This window comes from Streptomyces sp. NPDC028907 (assembly GCF_055564995.1).
The window spans coordinates 31,297-46,493 of record NZ_JBVHVE010000001.1 but is presented as its reverse complement, the minus strand read 5'-3'; the positions used below and the strand labels follow the sequence as shown (position 1 = coordinate 46,493).

Annotated in this window: 13 protein-coding genes; 6 read left to right on the top strand and 7 right to left on the bottom strand. The window is 71.2% G+C overall.

The genetic code is table 11. From position 1 onward, the window contains the following. Positions 1-4: 4 nt before the first annotated feature. Positions 5-1,543, bottom strand: coding sequence for a sodium:solute symporter family protein (locus ACZ4UU_RS00230; RefSeq protein WP_468035486.1), 1,539 nt, complete (start codon positions 1,541-1,543; stop codon positions 5-7). 168 nt (positions 1,544-1,711) lie between these two features. Between ACZ4UU_RS00230 and ACZ4UU_RS00225 the strand changes: the two genes are divergently transcribed. The 3 genes from ACZ4UU_RS00225 to ACZ4UU_RS00215 all read left to right on the top strand — a co-directional run bounded on the left by ACZ4UU_RS00225 (position 1,712) and on the right by ACZ4UU_RS00215 (position 5,357). Next, on the top strand, positions 1,712-1,930 hold the full coding sequence (locus ACZ4UU_RS00225) for a DUF3311 domain-containing protein (RefSeq protein WP_468035484.1): 219 nt from the start codon (positions 1,712-1,714) through the stop codon (positions 1,928-1,930). Positions 1,931-1,990: 60 nt separating this feature from the next. Beyond that, positions 1,991-4,144: a carbon starvation CstA family protein gene (locus ACZ4UU_RS00220; protein ID WP_468035482.1), complete on the top strand. Its 2,154-nt coding sequence runs from the start codon at positions 1,991-1,993 to the stop codon at positions 4,142-4,144. A 259-nt stretch (positions 4,145-4,403) separates the two neighbouring features. Then, positions 4,404-5,357, top strand: coding sequence for a hypothetical protein (locus ACZ4UU_RS00215; RefSeq protein WP_468035480.1), 954 nt, complete (start codon positions 4,404-4,406; stop codon positions 5,355-5,357). 31 nt (positions 5,358-5,388) lie between these two features. On the opposite strand, the gene ACZ4UU_RS00210 is transcribed toward ACZ4UU_RS00215, so the two are convergent. The 3 genes from ACZ4UU_RS00210 to ACZ4UU_RS00200 form a co-directional block, all read right to left on the bottom strand. Further along, positions 5,389-6,180: an SURF1 family cytochrome oxidase biogenesis protein gene (locus tag ACZ4UU_RS00210; protein WP_468035479.1), complete on the bottom strand. Its 792-nt coding sequence runs from the start codon at positions 6,178-6,180 to the stop codon at positions 5,389-5,391. Between the two features lie 58 nt (positions 6,181-6,238). Further along, positions 6,239-6,472, bottom strand: a complete 234-nt coding sequence (locus tag ACZ4UU_RS00205; RefSeq protein WP_062719308.1) for a hypothetical protein — start codon at positions 6,470-6,472, stop codon at positions 6,239-6,241. A 79-nt stretch (positions 6,473-6,551) separates the two neighbouring features. After that, complete coding sequence (locus tag ACZ4UU_RS00200; RefSeq protein WP_468035478.1) at positions 6,552-7,580, bottom strand: DEDDh family exonuclease; 1,029 nt, start codon at positions 7,578-7,580, stop codon at positions 6,552-6,554. A 196-nt stretch (positions 7,581-7,776) separates the two neighbouring features. Here ACZ4UU_RS00200 and ACZ4UU_RS00195 point away from each other — a divergent pair, with 196 nt between their 5' ends. Further along, a complete protein-coding gene (locus tag ACZ4UU_RS00195; protein ID WP_468035477.1) occupies positions 7,777-8,487 on the top strand; it encodes a VIT1/CCC1 transporter family protein in 711 nt (236 codons plus the stop codon). A 103-nt stretch (positions 8,488-8,590) separates the two neighbouring features. On the opposite strand, the gene ACZ4UU_RS00190 is transcribed toward ACZ4UU_RS00195, so the two are convergent. The 3 genes from ACZ4UU_RS00190 to ACZ4UU_RS00180 form a co-directional block, all read right to left on the bottom strand. Continuing rightward, positions 8,591-9,598 carry a CopD family protein gene (locus ACZ4UU_RS00190; RefSeq protein WP_468035475.1) on the bottom strand — a complete coding sequence of 336 codons (1,008 nt, stop codon included), beginning with the start codon at positions 9,596-9,598 and terminating at the stop codon, positions 8,591-8,593. 100 nt (positions 9,599-9,698) lie between these two features. After that, positions 9,699-11,147, bottom strand: a complete 1,449-nt coding sequence (locus tag ACZ4UU_RS00185) for a CoA transferase (RefSeq protein ID WP_468035474.1) — start codon at positions 11,145-11,147, stop codon at positions 9,699-9,701. A gap of 75 nt (positions 11,148-11,222) precedes the next feature. Beyond that, a complete protein-coding gene (locus tag ACZ4UU_RS00180; protein WP_468035472.1) occupies positions 11,223-12,752 on the bottom strand; it encodes a S8 family peptidase in 1,530 nt (509 codons plus the stop codon). A 388-nt stretch (positions 12,753-13,140) separates the two neighbouring features. On the opposite strand from ACZ4UU_RS00180, the gene ACZ4UU_RS00175 reads away from it, so the two are divergent. After that, positions 13,141-13,497 (top strand): DUF485 domain-containing protein, encoded by a 357-nt coding sequence (locus tag ACZ4UU_RS00175; RefSeq protein WP_468035470.1) that lies wholly within the window; start codon positions 13,141-13,143, stop codon positions 13,495-13,497. Then, entirely contained in the window at positions 13,494-15,122 is a 1,629-nt protein-coding gene (locus tag ACZ4UU_RS00170; protein ID WP_468035468.1) for a solute symporter family protein, read from the top strand. Before ACZ4UU_RS00175 ends, ACZ4UU_RS00170 begins: the two co-directional genes overlap by 4 nt. The last annotated feature ends 75 nt before the right edge of the window (positions 15,123-15,197 follow it).

The following is a 15,197-nucleotide window of genomic DNA, read 5'->3' as shown; positions in this document are numbered from 1 at the left end:
TGTCTCACGGGTTGCTCGCTCCCGTCTCGGGGCGCCGTCCGAGGCTCAGGCGTGACGGCAGGTCGGTCAGATCGGCGCCGCGCGGGACGCCGAGGCGTTGGAGCACCGCGGTCCCGGCCACGGCGACGGTCAGGTTGAGGAACAGGGCGGCGAGACCGGCGTAGATCTCCGGCCCGCCGCCGAGGGGCACGACCGACGAGAAGCCCTCCTGTACGACCATGAAGGTCCCGGCCACCATGCCCACGCCCCACCCGGCGAGCAGCGCCCGCGGATGCAGCCGCCCGGTGAACAGCCCCACCGCGACGGCCGGGAAGATCTGCAGGATCCAGACTCCGCCGAGGAGCTGGAGGTTGATGGCGTCCTGGTCGCGCAGCCCGAACACGAACGCCACCGCGCCCACCTTCGCGGTGAGTGACACCGCCTTGGCGATGCGCACCTGCCGCTTGGGCGTGGCCGTCGGGTGGACGTACTCGACGTACACGTTGCGCACGAAGCTGGTGGCCGCCGCGATCGACATCACCGCCGCCGGGACCAGCGCCCCCACGGTGATCGCCCCGAACACCAGCCCGGCCAGCGGCGCCGGCATCAGCCGGTCGACCAGCATCGGTACAGCGGCCTCGGCGCCGCCTGCCGGGGCGCGGACGCCCGTCGCGAGTGCCGCGATGCCGAGGAAGCCGAAGAGGGCGAGCAGCCCCGTCCAGGCGGGCAGCGCCACCGACACCTTGCGCAGCGTCCGCGGGCCGTCGGCGGCGAAACCGGCGGTCAGCACGTGCGGGTACATCAGCAGGGCGAGCGCGGAGCCGAGGGCGAGGGTGGCATAGGCGGGCTGCTGCTCGGGGGTGAGGAGCAGCGCCGGGCCGCCGAGGCGCTCGGCCGCGCCGTCGAAGACGGCACCCGGGCCGCCGAGCCGGGCCAGGACCAGCCAGGTCACCGCGGTCAGCGAGACGAAGACGGCCACGGCCTTGAGCGCGGAGATGACGGTGGGGGCGCGCAGCCCGTGCCGGTAGGTGGCGACCGCCAGCCCGGCGAACAGCGCCACCATCACCAGATCACCGGCCGCGCCCCGCGGATACAGACCCCCTGCCGTCAGCACCGCCCGGATGCCGAGCAGTTGGAGCGCGAGGTACGGCATCGTCGCGAGGATCCCGGTCAGCGCGACCACCAGGGCCAGCGGCGCCGAGCCGTACCGGCCGCGCACGAAGTCGGCCACCGTCACGTAGCCGTGCCGGCGGGCGACGCTCCACAGACGGCTCAGCAGCACGAAGGCGATCGGGCAGACGATGACGGTGTAGGGCACCGCGAAGAAGGCGGGCGCGCCGTTGCCGTACGCCAGCCCCGGTATGGCGGCGAAGGTGTACGCGGTGAAGATCGTGCCGCCGAGCAGCAGCCAGGTCCACACCGGGCCGAGGCTGCGGTCGGCCAGCGCCCAGCCCTCCAGGGACGGCAGCTTCTCGCTCGGGTGCAGGCGCCGCGCGGTCACGGCGAGCAGCGACGCTCCGCCGATCACGGCGAGAAACGTCGCGGTCATGGCGCCGTCGGCCATGGGTCACCGTCCTTGGTGTGCCTGTTCCCTCGCGTCTTGGTTGCGCGAGCCGCCGGATCGGAGGACAGGGAACCGGCGGGAAATTTCCTGGAAATTCGTTGTCAACCGGTTCGCGGGGGTGGGCAACTCTTGCACAGACCGACAGCGAGGGGGAGAGGAGCGCAGGTCATGGCACGGACCGGTCATCACCGGCTACGGCGCGTCGTGATCGCCGTACTGCTTCTCGCGCCCGCCGCAGGTCTGCTGTGGGTCCCCTGGTACGCCGGTGCCGAACCGCGGCTGGCCGGGACGCCGTTCTTCTACTGGTACCAGCTCGCCTGGGTGCCGGGGTGCGGCCTCTGCCTGCTCGCGGCGTACGCGCTGACGGACCGACATCGACGTCGCTGAGCCGCACTTCCCTTTCTGCCGCACACCCGCTGTGCCCACCTGTTCAGGTCAGGAGCCGCCATGCCCGCATCAGCCATGCCCGAATCCGGCCGTGAGGCGCCGGAAAAGTCACGAATATCGCCTAAGTCGGTCGCGATCTGGAGCGCCGTCGCCCTCGTCGGCGCCCTCGGCTGGGCCGTGCTCGCCCTCTCCCGGGGAGAGGAGATCTCGGCCGTCTGGCTGGTCGTGGCGGCCCTCGGCTCGTATGCGATCGCCTACCGCTTCTACTCTCGGTTCATCGCCCGACGGGTCCTGCAGGTCGACGACAGCCGTGCCACGCCGGCCGAACGTCTTGAGGACGGCGTCGACTACCACCCCACCGACAAGCGGGTGCTGTTCGGCCACCACTTCGCGGCCATCGCCGGCGCCGGACCGCTGGTCGGCCCGGTCCTGGCCGCCCAGATGGGCTATCTGCCGGGCACGGTCTGGATCATCGCGGGCGTCATCTTCGCCGGCGCGGTACAGGACATGATCGTCCTGTTCCTCTCCATGCGCCGGGACGGCAAGAGCCTCGGCCAGATGGCCCGGGACGAGATCGGCAGGGTGGGCGGTGCCGCCGCGCTGATCGGCGTCTTCGCCATCATGATCATCCTGCTGGCGGTCCTCGCGATGGTCGTCGTCAACGCGCTGGCGGAGTCCGCGTGGGGCACCTTCTCGGTCTCCATGACCATTCCCATCGCCCTCTTCATGGGCTTCTACATGCGCTACCTGCGTCCTGGCCGGGTGGTGGAGACCAGCCTCATCGGTGTGGCCCTGCTGCTGTTCGCCATCCTCGGCGGCGGCTGGATCCAGGACTCCTCACTGGCCGAGTACTTCGTCTGGAGTCCGGAGACCCTGGTCTTCTGCCTGGTCGGCTACGGCTTCTTCGCCTCCGTGCTGCCGGTGTGGATGCTCCTCGCGCCCCGTGACTACCTGTCGACCTTCATGAAGGTCGGCACCATCGCCCTGATGGCCGTCGGTGTGGTGATCGCCGCCCCGAACCTCAAGGCCGAGTCGGTCACGGAGTTCGCCTCGACGGGTTCCGGCCCGGTGTTCGCCGGGTCGCTGTTCCCGTTCCTGTTCATCACCATCGCCTGTGGCGCGCTGTCCGGCTTCCACGCCCTGGTCTCCTCCGGCACCACGCCGAAGCTGATCCAGAAGGAGTCCCAGGTCCGTCTGATCGGCTACGGCTCCATGCTCACGGAGTCCTTCGTCGCCGTCATGGCCCTGATCGCCGCCTGCGTGCTCGAACCGGGCCTGTTCTACGCCATGAACTCCCCGGCCGCCCTGCTCGGACCGACCGTGGACAGCGCCGCCGAGGCGGTGCGGAACCTCGGCTTCAGCATCACCCCGGACCAGCTCACCGCGGCGGCCAGGGCCGTCGAGGAGGAGACGCTGGTGGGCCGCTCCGGTGGCGCGCCGACGCTGGCGGTGGGCATGTCGGAGATCTTCGCCGGGGTCTTCGGCGGCGCCGGGATGAAGGCCTTCTGGTACCACTTCGCGATCATGTTCGAGGCGCTGTTCATCCTCACCACGGTGGATGCCGGCACCAGGGTCGGCCGCTTCATGCTCCAGGACATGCTCGGCAACGTGTGGAGGCCGATCGGCCGCGTCACCTGGAAGCCCGGCATCTGGATCACCAGCGCCCTGGTCGTCGGCGCCTGGGGATACTTCCTCTACGCCGGTGTCACCGACCCCCTCGGCGGCATCAAGCAGCTGTTCCCGCTGTTCGGCATCGCCAACCAGCTGCTGGCCGCCGTGGCCCTGGCCGTCACCACCACCGTGCTGGTCAAGTCCGGCAAGCTGCGCTGGGCCTGGGTCACCGGCGTCCCGCTGGTCTGGGACGTCGCCGTCACCTTTACCGCCGGCTGGCAGAAGATCTTCTCGGACAACCCGGCGATCGGCTTCTTCGCCCTGCGGGACAAGTACGCGCAGGCCATAGCGGACGGCCAGCTCCTGCCGGGGGCCACGAACATGGACGACATGCACACCATCGTGCTCAACAACACGGTCGACGGCGTGATCATGGCGATCTTCCTCCTGCTGGTCCTCACGGTCCTGGTCAACTGCGCCGTGGTCTGCGTCCGCGCCGTCCGCGCCCCGCAGCCACTGTCGACGACCGAGGCGCCGTACGTCGAGTCCCGCATCGACGTGCCGGAGCGGGAGGGCGAGCCGCTGGTGGGTGTCCGGTCATGAGGGCGGTGCGGTGGGTGCGGTGGTATGTGCGTGAGCTGATGGGCGTACTGAGCCTGCTGCACCGGGAGGACCAGCCGGAGGGCCGCTGTTGCTGATGCCGGAGGGCGGCTGCGGATGGTTCGTGGTCGCCCGCGCCCCTTGAGGACGTGCGGCGGACGTACCTCAAGGGACGCGGGGAACTGCGCGACCGGCCACCGGCTACCCGCAGGTGCCCGCAGGTGCCCGCAAATCAGAACCCCCACGGCGAGACACGGACAAGATGCTGAGACGCCGACCATCCCTCCTGACCCGCCCCGAACTCGACGACGACCCCCTCCACAGAACCCTCCTCGACCTCCGCCCCACCCCACAGCTCCACGGCCTCGGCGCAGGCCGCTCCAGCCCCGCCTGGGAACCCGTGGCCGACCTGCTGCACACCACCGGACGCGACTGGGACCGCCGTACCCACCGGATCTCCGTGCTCGCCGAGGAGCTACCCGCCGTGGTCTCCGAGAGATGGGCAACCGACCGCCCCGACGACGGCGACGCCCTGGTCCTGCGCGCCTTCGTCCAGTCGGCCCGCGCCCCGGCAGAGGGGCGAGCCGCGTTCCGCCGGGCCGAGCAGACGTGTCTGCGCGCCGCCGCGGCCTGCCCGGAGGACCCGACGCCCTGGCTGGCCTTACTGTCCCTGATGCATTCCTGTGCGGTGCCGGTGCAGCACGCCGCGCCGGTGTGGGACCAGGCCGTGAGCCGCGCGCCCTGGCATCGGACTGCCTACCACCTGATGCTGCGGTACCTGTCCCCGCGCGGGCACGGCGCGGTCCCCGACATGATGGACTTCGCCTGGCAGGCCGCCTTCCAGGCACCGCACGGGTCCCCGGTCGCCCTGCTCCCGGTGGCGGCCCGTGTGGAACTCGCCGCCCACCGCCAGGGGGGCACGGGCCTCGCCGAGCTCGGTGCGAGCGGTCACTGGAACGAGCCCAGGGCGGCACAGGAGATCGATACGGCCCTCTCCCGTTGGTTCCACAGCGCCGCCACACCGCACGCCGAGGCCGTCATCGACCTCAACGTCCTCGCCTTCGCCCTGATCCGCGCCCACCGCCCGGCCGACGCGGGGCAGGTCTTCCAGCGCATCGGCCGTCATATGACCCGCCACCCCTGGGATCTGCTGCCCGAGCCGGAACGCACCTTCCTGTACTGGCGGGACCGGCTGCACGGCCGCCGCGGGAAGTGAGAGGGCGCCGGTGGCACGGGCGCGCCCGGAGCTACACCGGGGCCGGTGTCGTCTCCGTCTCCTTCGGCGCGGCCGCCTGAGCCCGATCCCGGGCCTCGCGGCGGGCCAGGACGAACCAGCCGACCGGGACGCCGGCCGCGAACAGCCACCACTGGAGGGCGTACGCGTAGTTCAGCGGGGCGTTCTCCTCACCGGGCTTCCCGATCAGCTCCGGTGTGTCGCCCTTCGGCTCCGGCGTCGTCTGCACGATGTAGCCGCCGAGCACCCGCGCGTCGAGGCGCCGCGCCTCCTGCTCGCTGTTGATCAGCATGACCTGGCGGTCGGGGAGGCCCTGGAGGTTCTTGATGCCGCTCGCCTCGGTCGTCTCGTCGGGCATCAGCCGCCCGGTGACGGTGATCCGGCCGCTCGGCGGCGCCGGGATCTTGGGGAAGGCCGTCTGGCTGGGCCCGTCCGAGGGAATCCAGCCGCGATTGACCAGCAGCACCTTGCCGTCCGCCAGGGCGAAGGGGGTCAGGACGTGGAAGCCGACCTCTTCGTCGGAGTTGACACGCCGCCTGACGACGACCTCGTGCTCGGTGTCGAAGCGGCCCACCGCGGTCACGGTGCGGTACCGCTCCTTGGAGGTGACGGTGTGTCCCGGGGCGGTCAGCTTCTCCACCGCCACCGCCCGCGCGCCCAGCGCGTCGGCGACCAGCTGGTTCCGGGCGTGGCGCTCCTCGTAGCGGTGCATCTGCCAGATGCCCAGCCTGATCATCGTGGGGATGAGGAGCAGGGCGACCAGCGTGAGGATCACCCACTGCCGGGACAACAGGAAGCGGTACACCCCACGACCGTACAACTCGGTCGTGGGGTGCTTTCAGGCGGGTACGGGTCCGGGCCGGTCACACCTTGTCGACGATCCCCACCTTTCCCTCCGCGCGGGCGCAGTGGGCACCGCAGAACCACTGGCCCTCGACCTCGACGCCCTGCCCGATGATCTGGACGCGGCAGTGCTCGCAGACGGGTGCCATGCGGTGGATCGCACAGGAGAAGCAGTCGAAGACGTGCACGGCGCCCTGCGCGTGCACCTCGAAGGTCATGCCGTAGTCGTTTCCACACACTTCACATGTCGCCATGCGCCACAGGGTGAGCCGTCACCGCGGTCCGGGCGAGACGGCTCGGGGCGAGTCGCCCGGCAATCACCCGTCCGTACGGTCACTGCTCCGACGCCGGTTCCACGTCCCTGAGGAGTTGCCCGAACGCCGCCTCGTCGATCACCGGCGTCCCGTACTGGCGGGCCTTGACCACCTTCGACGTGCCCGCGTCCGGGTCGTTCGTGACGAGCAGGCTGGTCAGCCGGGACAGGCTCGTGGCCACGTGCAGCCCGGCCTCGATCGCGCGGTCCTCCAGCAGGTCGCGCTCGATCGACGTGTCCCCGGAGAAGGCGACCCGCATGCCCTGCTTGAGCCTTTTGCCCTCTTCGTAACGCCCGGGGTTGGGGTAGGGGCAAGCGGGCCTTTTGCGGGACGGGCGCCAACTGGTCGGACGATAGCTGCCGTAACCGCCGCCATATCCGCCGCCGTAACTGCTGCCGCCTCCGCCCGCCTGCTGTCCGATCCGGGGCGTGGCCGTGTCCCGCCACTCGGTCAGCGGCCGGCACTCCTGGAGCGGCAGCCGCACGCTGCCCGCCGCCGCGGCCGCCAGACTCGGCCGGAACGCCTCGGCCAGCACACGCGCGTCGTCCAGCGCGTGATGCGCGCGCCGCTGCACGACGCCGAAGTGGGCGGCCAGCGACTCCAGCTTGTGGTTGGGGAGCGGCAGGCCCAGCTCCTTCGACAGCGCGATGGTGCACAGCCGCTGCCGCACCGGGGCCTCGCGCTCCGCGCGCGCGTACTCCCGGGCGATCATCTGCCAGTCGAAGACGGCGTTGTGCGCGACGAGTACCCGTCCGTCGAGCCGGGCCGCGAACTCCTCGGCGATGTCCGAGAAGAGGGGAGCGCCCTCCAGCGCCTCGCTCGTCAGACCGTGGATCCAGACCGGGCCCGGGTCGCGCTCCGGGTTGACCGTCGTGTACCAGTGGTCCTCGACCTCACCGCGCGCGTCCAGCCGGTAGACGGCCGCGGAGATTATCCGGTCGTCCCGGGCCAGACCGGTGGTCTCCACGTCAACGACCGCGTATCCCTCGGGATACGCGGTCGGCCACGCGGTGGGGGAGGGCGCTGCGATCGCACGGTCTTCGAGCATGGTCACTGAGGATACGGGCCGGGACTGACAGTCCAGGCCGTCAGGTGCCTTGCGCCGCCCACCTGTTCGAGCGCGACGAACGCAGGCGCGTCAACCGGTCGCCGTACGCGCGGCGTTGCCGCGCGCCGGTGACCCCGCTGTCCGCCCAGGAGCGTCGATACGTCCCGGATGTCCACCGCGGTGCGATGCTCCGCATGTGACCGAATCGAGGCATGACGAGACCCACGGCGGCTCGCTGGGCGAGCGGCTGAACTGGCTGCGGGCGGCCGTTCTCGGGGCGAACGACGGCATCGTGTCCACCGCGGGACTCGTCGTCGGTGTGGCCGGCGCGACCGACGACCGCTCGGCCCTGCTCACGGCCGGCCTCGCCGGACTGCTCGCCGGGTCGATGTCGATGGCGGCGGGGGAGTACGTCTCGGTCTCCACGCAGCGAGACTCCGAGAAGGCCGCGTTGGCCCAGGAGAAGCGGGAGTTGCGGGAGCGGCCGGAGGCGGAACTGGACGAACTGACGGGACTGCTCGAACGACGGGGTCTGTCCGGGGACGTGGCCAGGGAAGCGGCCGTCCAGCTGACGGAACGGGACGCGCTGAAGGCGCACGCGCGCGTGGAGCTCGGTATCGACCCCGACGACCTGACCAACCCCTGGCACGCGGCCTGGGCCAGCTTCCTGGCGTTCACGGCCGGTGCGCTGCTGCCGCTGCTGGCCATGGTGCTGCCACCGGCGGACTGGCGCCTGACGGTCACCGTCGTCTCCGTCCTGACCGCCCTCGCCCTGACCGGCTGGAGCAGCGCCCGCCTGGGCGCCGCCGCCCCGACGCGCGCGGTCCTGCGCAACACGGCGGGCGGTGCGCTGGCCATGGCGGTCACTTACGTGGCAGGGACACTGCTGGAGGTGGCGGGGGCGTAGGCCCTGCGAGGCGGGGCCGGGCCCAGGCCTTTGTGGACCGACGGCGTCCGCGACTCGCCCGTACGCACGTGTTGACGCGCTCGGCGACGAGGACCTGACGGGCTCACCAGCGGATCGGCACCGGTAGTGCCGTCAGCAGCCCCGACACCGCGACCACCGCCCCGAGGGCGACGACCTCCGCCCGCGCGGGAGCGCAGGCGGTCAGTGGGTCGGCCGCCCGGCGCAGCCGGAACCGGGCCCACAGGGCGAGCCCGGCCACGGCCACCATCAGCAGCACCTTGGCCAGCAGGGCCCGCCCGTACGCCGTCTCGGTGAGCTGCTCGACGATCGTGTCCGACGGCATCCGGCGCAGCGAACTCCACACGCCCGTCGCCGTGATGGCGGCGAGCAGTACGGCCGCCACGCGCGCGTAGAGGCCGAGCAGAGCCGCGCCGGTCTGCCGGACGCCCCAGCCACGCAGCGTCCGCAATGCGTGCAGCAGCCCGCCGGCCCAAAGCGCCGCGCAGGTCAGGTGTACGAACGTCAGACCCGAACCCAGCAGCGGGCTGTGCTCGGTCGTGGGGTGCGCGCGCAAGGCCTCGGCGACCACGACCGCGGCCAGCGGCCAGAGCTGGGTCGCGGGCCGACGCGAGAGAGCGCACAGCCCGGCCAACGCGAAGGCGTTGACCTCCATCAGCGCGAGCTTGCCGTCGCGCGACGCGTAGAGGCCGCCGACGTCGAGGTCCGCGGGGCTGTGCGGCACGAGGTTGCCCGTGGAGACGACCGAGGCGAGCCCCAGGGCGGCGACGAAACCCGCCCCGGCCGCGTAGGCCGCCCAACTGCGGGGCACGACCGTCGGAGCGCCCGGAACGGACCGGGCCAGCCGGTTGACGAACAGCTCGCCCACCGGGACGCACAGCGCGGCGAACAGCACCGTACGCAGCAGCGCGATCCCCTCGGTGCCGGGTGCGGCGGCCTCCCCGGTGCCGTCCAGCGTGACCGACGGCCCGAGCAGCGGGATCAGCGCCGCCAGTGCCACCAGGACGAGAACGGCGACGGACCGGCCGACGCCGGGGCGCGCTCCGGGCTCACTCCCGTCGGCCACGCCGAGGGAGGGTCTTGTCAATGTCACCTCATGATCTTCACAAAACATTACAGACTCGGGCAAGCACCGGAAACCAAGTGGTGGTGCGGCATTCCGCACGGAGGTACGGCTCCGAGGGTCCCGGACCTCAGACCCACCGCGCCGGATCCGCGCCCCAGACCCCCGGGGGCCGCGCCCAGTCGACCGGACCGCCCGCGAACGACACCGGCGGCAGGGCGTACCGCAGCCGCCCGAGCGCACTGCTCCGCTCGGTGAGCCAGGCGTCGGGCGGGCTGTCGACGTCGTACGTGCCGGACGAGCCGTACGCGCCGTCCGCCGGGCCCTCCTCCGGCCCCGGCCGGATCCCGTTCATCAGCCACTCCGCCGTACGCGCCAAGGCCAGCCGAACGCACCGGCCCCGGCCCTCCCCCTGCTCCAACTGCTCGGTCAGCGCCCGCAGCACGGCCGCCGCCAGCAGATACCCCGTCCCGTGGTCGAGGGCCTGCGCGGGCAGGGCGCCGGGCGACTTCATGGCGGCCGGCGCGTCGGCCGTGGTCCTCGTCGCTCCCGCGGCCCCCTCGATCGCCGCGATTCCGGTGGCGGCCTGCACGAGGCTGTCGAACCCGCGCCGCTCGCGCCACGGTCCGTACGACCCCCAGGCCGACAGCTCCGCCACGACGAGCCCCGGCTGCCGCTCGGCCAGCGCCCGTGCCGACAGGCCGTACCGGTCGAGGGCGCCCGGCCGGTACCCCGTGACGACGACGTCCGCCGCCGCGAGCAGTTCCTCGAAGGCGCGCCGGTCGGCCGCGAGGTCCAGCGTCGCCGAGTGCTTCCCGAAGCCCGTGTCGGCGTGCTGGTCGGCCAGTTCGGGCAACCGCGGCGCGTCCACGCGCAGGACGTCCGCACCGAGCAGCGCGAGCGTGCGGGTGGCGACCGGTCCCGCGATGACCCGCGTCAGATCCAGTACGCGCACCCCGGCGGCGGGCAGCAGGGGAGTGCCGTCGAGCGACGCGAGCGCACGCGCGCGTACCGTGTCCGACCGCTCGTGCTCGACCAGCGGCCGCCGGGCCACCGACACCGCCTGCTCGTGCGCCGCCCACACCTCGGGCGTCCGCAGCGCCACCGCCAGCCCGCCGGCCGCGTACACGGTTTCCTCGACCTCCAGGGAGGAACGCTCGGCGAGGGCCGCCCCCACGGCGTCGGGATCCTCCTCGGCCACGCCCAGCGCGGCCAGCAAACGGGCCCGGTGATGGGGGTAGTTCGCATGCGTCCGCACCCAACCGTCCGCCGTCCGCCAGAAGCGCGAGAGCGGCGCGAACGTCACGGGCGCGCGCCCGTCGACCAGCAGATGCCGTTCACTCACGAACGCCGTGGCGACCGCCCCGTCGTCCAGGGTCACCCCGGGCACCTCGGCGAGCCCGGCCCGCCGCGCCCCGAGTTCCGCGGCGGCCAGCGCGCACGCACCCACACAGGCACGCGCCAACTCCCGTACGGGAAGGCGCGCCTGAAGCGCGCCCTCCCGCACCACGGTCGACACCCGGGACAGCAGGGCGGGATCGCCGCCCACCGCGGACCATGCGAACTTGATTCCAGTCATGACTGCACTATGCAGTATTGACTCGATCAATATATTGACCGGAATGCGCCCACTGCGGTGCAGGCGCCCCGCCGATCAATCAACAGCGTCCATCGCGTCGACAATGCCGAGCCCATAGAAGCCGTTGGACCGCTTGCCGCCCTCGCACACCGCGTCCTGCGTGCCGTCGCCGTCCTGGTCGTAGGAAGCCGGGCAGCCCGGGTTGTCCGCCAGGGCCTTCAGCAGCGAGCGCAGCTGGGCCGGACCCGCGTGCGGGTACCGCGACTTCAGCAGCGCGGCGACGCCGGCGGCGTGCGGCGAGGCCATCGACGTGCCCTGGAGGAAGCCGTACTGGCCGTTCGGGAGAGTGGAGAGGATCCGGCCGTTCTTCGACGGCGTGTCCGGGATCTGGTAGAGCCGGTCGCCGCCGGGGGCCGCGACGTCGACGACGCCGTAACCGTACGAGGAGTAGTACGACTTGACGTTCTGGACGCCCGTCGCGCTGACCGTGACGACACCCGGCAACTGTGTCGGTACGTCGAGGCACGCGTGCGGGTCGACGGTACGCTCCACGGGCTTGGAGTCGTCGGGGCTGCTGTCGTCGACGATCGCGTCGGAGTCCAGGTCGTGGTTGGAGTTGCCGGCCGAGGCGAAGCTGAGCGTGCCCTTGCGCTGGGCGTACAGCTGGGCCCTGTTGACCGCGTCGACGATCGCCCGCTGGTCCGGATCGTCCATGCAGTTGTACAGCCACGGATCAACGTAGTAGCTGTTGTTGGTGATCTCGACACCGTGGTCGGCGGCGAACACGAAGGCGCACACGACGCTTTCGGGGTAGTAAAGGCCGTTGACCGGGTCGCTCACCTTGATGGCGGAGACCTTGACGCCGGGGGCGACCCCCGCTACGCCGATGCCGTTGCGGGGCGCGGCGATCTCACCCGCCACATGGGTGCCGTGGGAGTCGGTGCTCGTGTACGGCCGCCAGGCGCCCGCCCCGGTGTCCGCCTTGCCGCCGGCGCAGTTCGCGGACTGGGCGGCGGAGAAGTTCGGCGCGAGGTCCGGGTGGGTGTCGTCGACGCCGTTGTCGATCACGGCCACGGTCACCCTGCGGCTGCCGGGATTGATCTTCGCCGCCCGGTCGGCGCCGATCGCGCGCAGGCTCCACTGGTCGGCCTCCAGCGGCTCGCTGCCGGTCGCGGCGGCGGACGCCCTGGCCGTTCTCGCGGCCTGCCGCTCCGACAGAAGCTGGACCGGACCCTCGTCCGTCGCGCCGGCGGCGGTCAAAGGCGTCGTACGCGTCGCACCGGCCGACTGGACGCCGCGCACCGTGCGCATCGTCTTCGCGAAGTCGGGGTTCGCCGAGTGGACGACGATCACCCCGATCCTCTCGTACGCGATCACGACCGTTCCGCCGACCGTGGCAATGGCCCTCTTCACCGACTCGATCGTGCGATGGTCCGGCCGGGTGTTGACGACATACGCCAGAGCGGGCGCGTCACCGGCCCGTACGACGGGCTCGGCGGCCGGTGCGGCCGAGGCCGCCGTCGGCAGCAGGCCGAGCGAGGCGGTCAGCGACAGAGCGAGGGGTACGGCGAGACCGAGCCCGCGTCTGAACCGCAGATGACCCATGGGATCTCCACATCATCCGGAACGAGCACCGCCCGGGCGCGGGTGGGCGCGCGGGCAGGTACATGACGAGTGGTGCAGGGTGAAGCTATCCCTGAACCTCCCGGCCAGCAATCGCTGATCCGAGCGACTTCGGAAAGACGTCCGGGGAGTTGAACCGGTCCTCGCGTGGCGCCGTGACCTTGGACAGGAGGCGCGAGCACGATCGAGCCCCCTGTCGGATCACGCGCCGGGGCCCTAACATCGCCAGCCGGCTCAAGTGATCCACGTCACCACGAGGAACAGAGCCGTCATGCCCGTACCCGATCCGCCCCCGACCTCCGATCCGTCCCCAACCCCCCAACCGTCCCCGTCCACCGTCGCAACAGCGCCCGCAACGCGAGGAGACTCCGTGGCTACCGACGCACCGCCCCCCTCGAAAGAGACACACAAACTCCCCACCACCGAGGAGTTCACCGAGGTGCAGCAGAGTGCGGAGTTCGGTGAACTGCGCCGCTCCTACCGCTCCTTCGCCTTCCCCCTGACCGTCGCCTTCATCACCTGGTACCTGCTGTACGTCCTGCTCTCCAACTACGCGGGCGACTTCATGGGCACCAAGCTGTTCGGCAACATCAACATCGCGTTCGTCTTCGGTATCGCCCAGTTCGTCACCACGTTCCTCATCGCCTGGTGGTACTCGCGCCACGCCGGCGCGAAGCTCGACCCCAAGGCCGAGGCCATCAAGACCCGTATGGAGGGCGGCGCATGAGCCCCGCGATGACCCATGTCCAGCTCGCCGCGAACGAGGCCAGCGAGCACCGTCCGCTGATCATCACCCTGTTCGCGCTCTTCGTGGTCGCGACCCTCTTCATCACCGTCTGGGCGGGCCGCCAGACCAAGGACGCCGCCGACTTCTACGCGGGCGGCCGGTCCTTCAGCGCCTTCCAGAACGGCCTCGCCGTCTCCGGCGACTACATGTCCGCCGCGTCCTTCCTCGGCATCGCGGGCGCCATCGCCCTATTCGGCTACGACGGCTTCCTGTACTCCATCGGCTTCCTGGTCGCCTGGCTGGTCGCGCTGCTCCTGGTGGCCGAGCCGCTCAGGAACTCCGGCCGCTACACGATGGGCGACGTCCTCGCGTACCGCATGCGCCAGCGCCCGGTGCGCACGGCGGCCGGCACCTCGACGATCGTCGTGTCGATCTTCTACCTGCTGGCCCAGATGGCGGGCGCCGGCATCCTGGTCTCCCTGCTGCTCGGCATCACCTCCGACGCGGGCAAGATCCTCATCGTCGCCCTGGTCGGCGTCCTGATGATCGTGTACGTCTCCATCGGCGGCATGAAGGGCACCACCTGGGTCCAGATGGTCAAGGCCGTCCTGCTGATCGGCGGCACGATCCTCATTACGTTCCTGGTGCTGCTGAAGTTCAACTTCAACATCTCCGACCTGCTGGGCACGGCCGCCGAGAACAGCGGCAAGGGCGCCGCCTTCCTGGAGCCCGGCCTCCAGTACGGCGCCACCGGCACCTCCAAGCTGGACTTCATCTCCCTCGGCATCGCCCTGGTCCTCGGCACCGCCGGCCTGCCGCACATCCTGATCCGCTTCTACACGGTGCCCAACGCCAAGGCCGCCCGTAAGTCCGTCAACTGGGCCATCGGCATCATCGGCGGCTTCTACCTGATGACCATCGCCCTCGGCTTCGGCGCCGCGGCACTGATCTCCCAGGACGAGATCATCGCCTCCAACCCGTCCGGCAACACGGCGGCACCCCTGCTCGCCCTGCATCTGGGCGGCGTCGACTCGGCGTGGGGTGCGATCCTGCTCGCCACCATCTCGGCCGTCGCCTTCGCGACGATCCTCGCCGTGGTCGCCGGTCTGACCCTGGCCTCGTCCTCGTCGTTCGCCCACGACATCTACGCGAACGTCATCAAGAAGGGGCAGGCCACCGAGAAGGAGGAGATCCGGGCGGCCCGCCTCGCCACCATCGGCATCGGCGCCGTCTCCATCCTCCTCGGCGCCCTCGCCCGCGACCTCAACGTCGCCGGCCTGGTCGCCCTGGCCTTCGCGGTCGCGGCCTCGGCCAACCTGCCGACGATCCTCTACAGCCTGTTCTGGAAGCGGTTCACCACCCAGGGCGCCCTGTGGTCGATCTACGGCGGTCTGATCGTCGCCGTCGGCCTGGTGCTGTTCTCGCCGGTCGTCTCCGGCGACCCGAAGGCGATGTTCCCGGACGTCGACTTCGCCTGGTTCCCGCTGAAGAACCCGGGCATCATCTCCATCCCGTTCGGCTTCTTCATGGGCTGGCTCGGCACGGTCCTGTCCAAGGAAGAGCCGGACGCCGGCAAGTACGCGGAGCTGGAGGTCCGGTCCCTGACCGGCACCGGCGCCCACTGAGCGGCACCCCCGAGCGGCCGCGTCGTAGATCCCTACGACGCGGCCGCGTCGTACGTCGTGGGATCGGGCCGGTGT

Excerpts from the sequence above, each read along its gene's own strand:
- ACZ4UU_RS00220 (WP_468035482.1), top strand. The coding sequence starts at position 1,991 with ATGCCCGCATCAGCCATGCCCGAATCCGGCCGTGAGGCGCCGGAAAAG.
- ACZ4UU_RS00205 (WP_062719308.1), bottom strand. The coding sequence starts at position 6,472 with ATGGCGACATGTGAAGTGTGTGGAAACGACTACGGCATGACCTTCGAG.
- ACZ4UU_RS00215 (WP_468035480.1), top strand. The coding sequence starts at position 4,404 with ATGCTGAGACGCCGACCATCCCTCCTGACCCGCCCCGAACTCGACGAC.
- ACZ4UU_RS00200 (WP_468035478.1), bottom strand. The coding sequence starts at position 7,580 with ATGCTCGAAGACCGTGCGATCGCAGCGCCCTCCCCCACCGCGTGGCCG.
- ACZ4UU_RS00225 (WP_468035484.1), top strand. The coding sequence starts at position 1,712 with ATGGCACGGACCGGTCATCACCGGCTACGGCGCGTCGTGATCGCCGTA.
- ACZ4UU_RS00230 (WP_468035486.1), bottom strand. The coding sequence starts at position 1,543 with ATGGCCGACGGCGCCATGACCGCGACGTTTCTCGCCGTGATCGGCGGA.
- ACZ4UU_RS00185 (WP_468035474.1), bottom strand. The coding sequence starts at position 11,147 with ATGACTGGAATCAAGTTCGCATGGTCCGCGGTGGGCGGCGATCCCGCC.
- ACZ4UU_RS00180 (WP_468035472.1), bottom strand. The coding sequence starts at position 12,752 with ATGGGTCATCTGCGGTTCAGACGCGGGCTCGGTCTCGCCGTACCCCTC.
- ACZ4UU_RS00170 (WP_468035468.1), top strand. The coding sequence starts at position 13,494 with ATGAGCCCCGCGATGACCCATGTCCAGCTCGCCGCGAACGAGGCCAGC.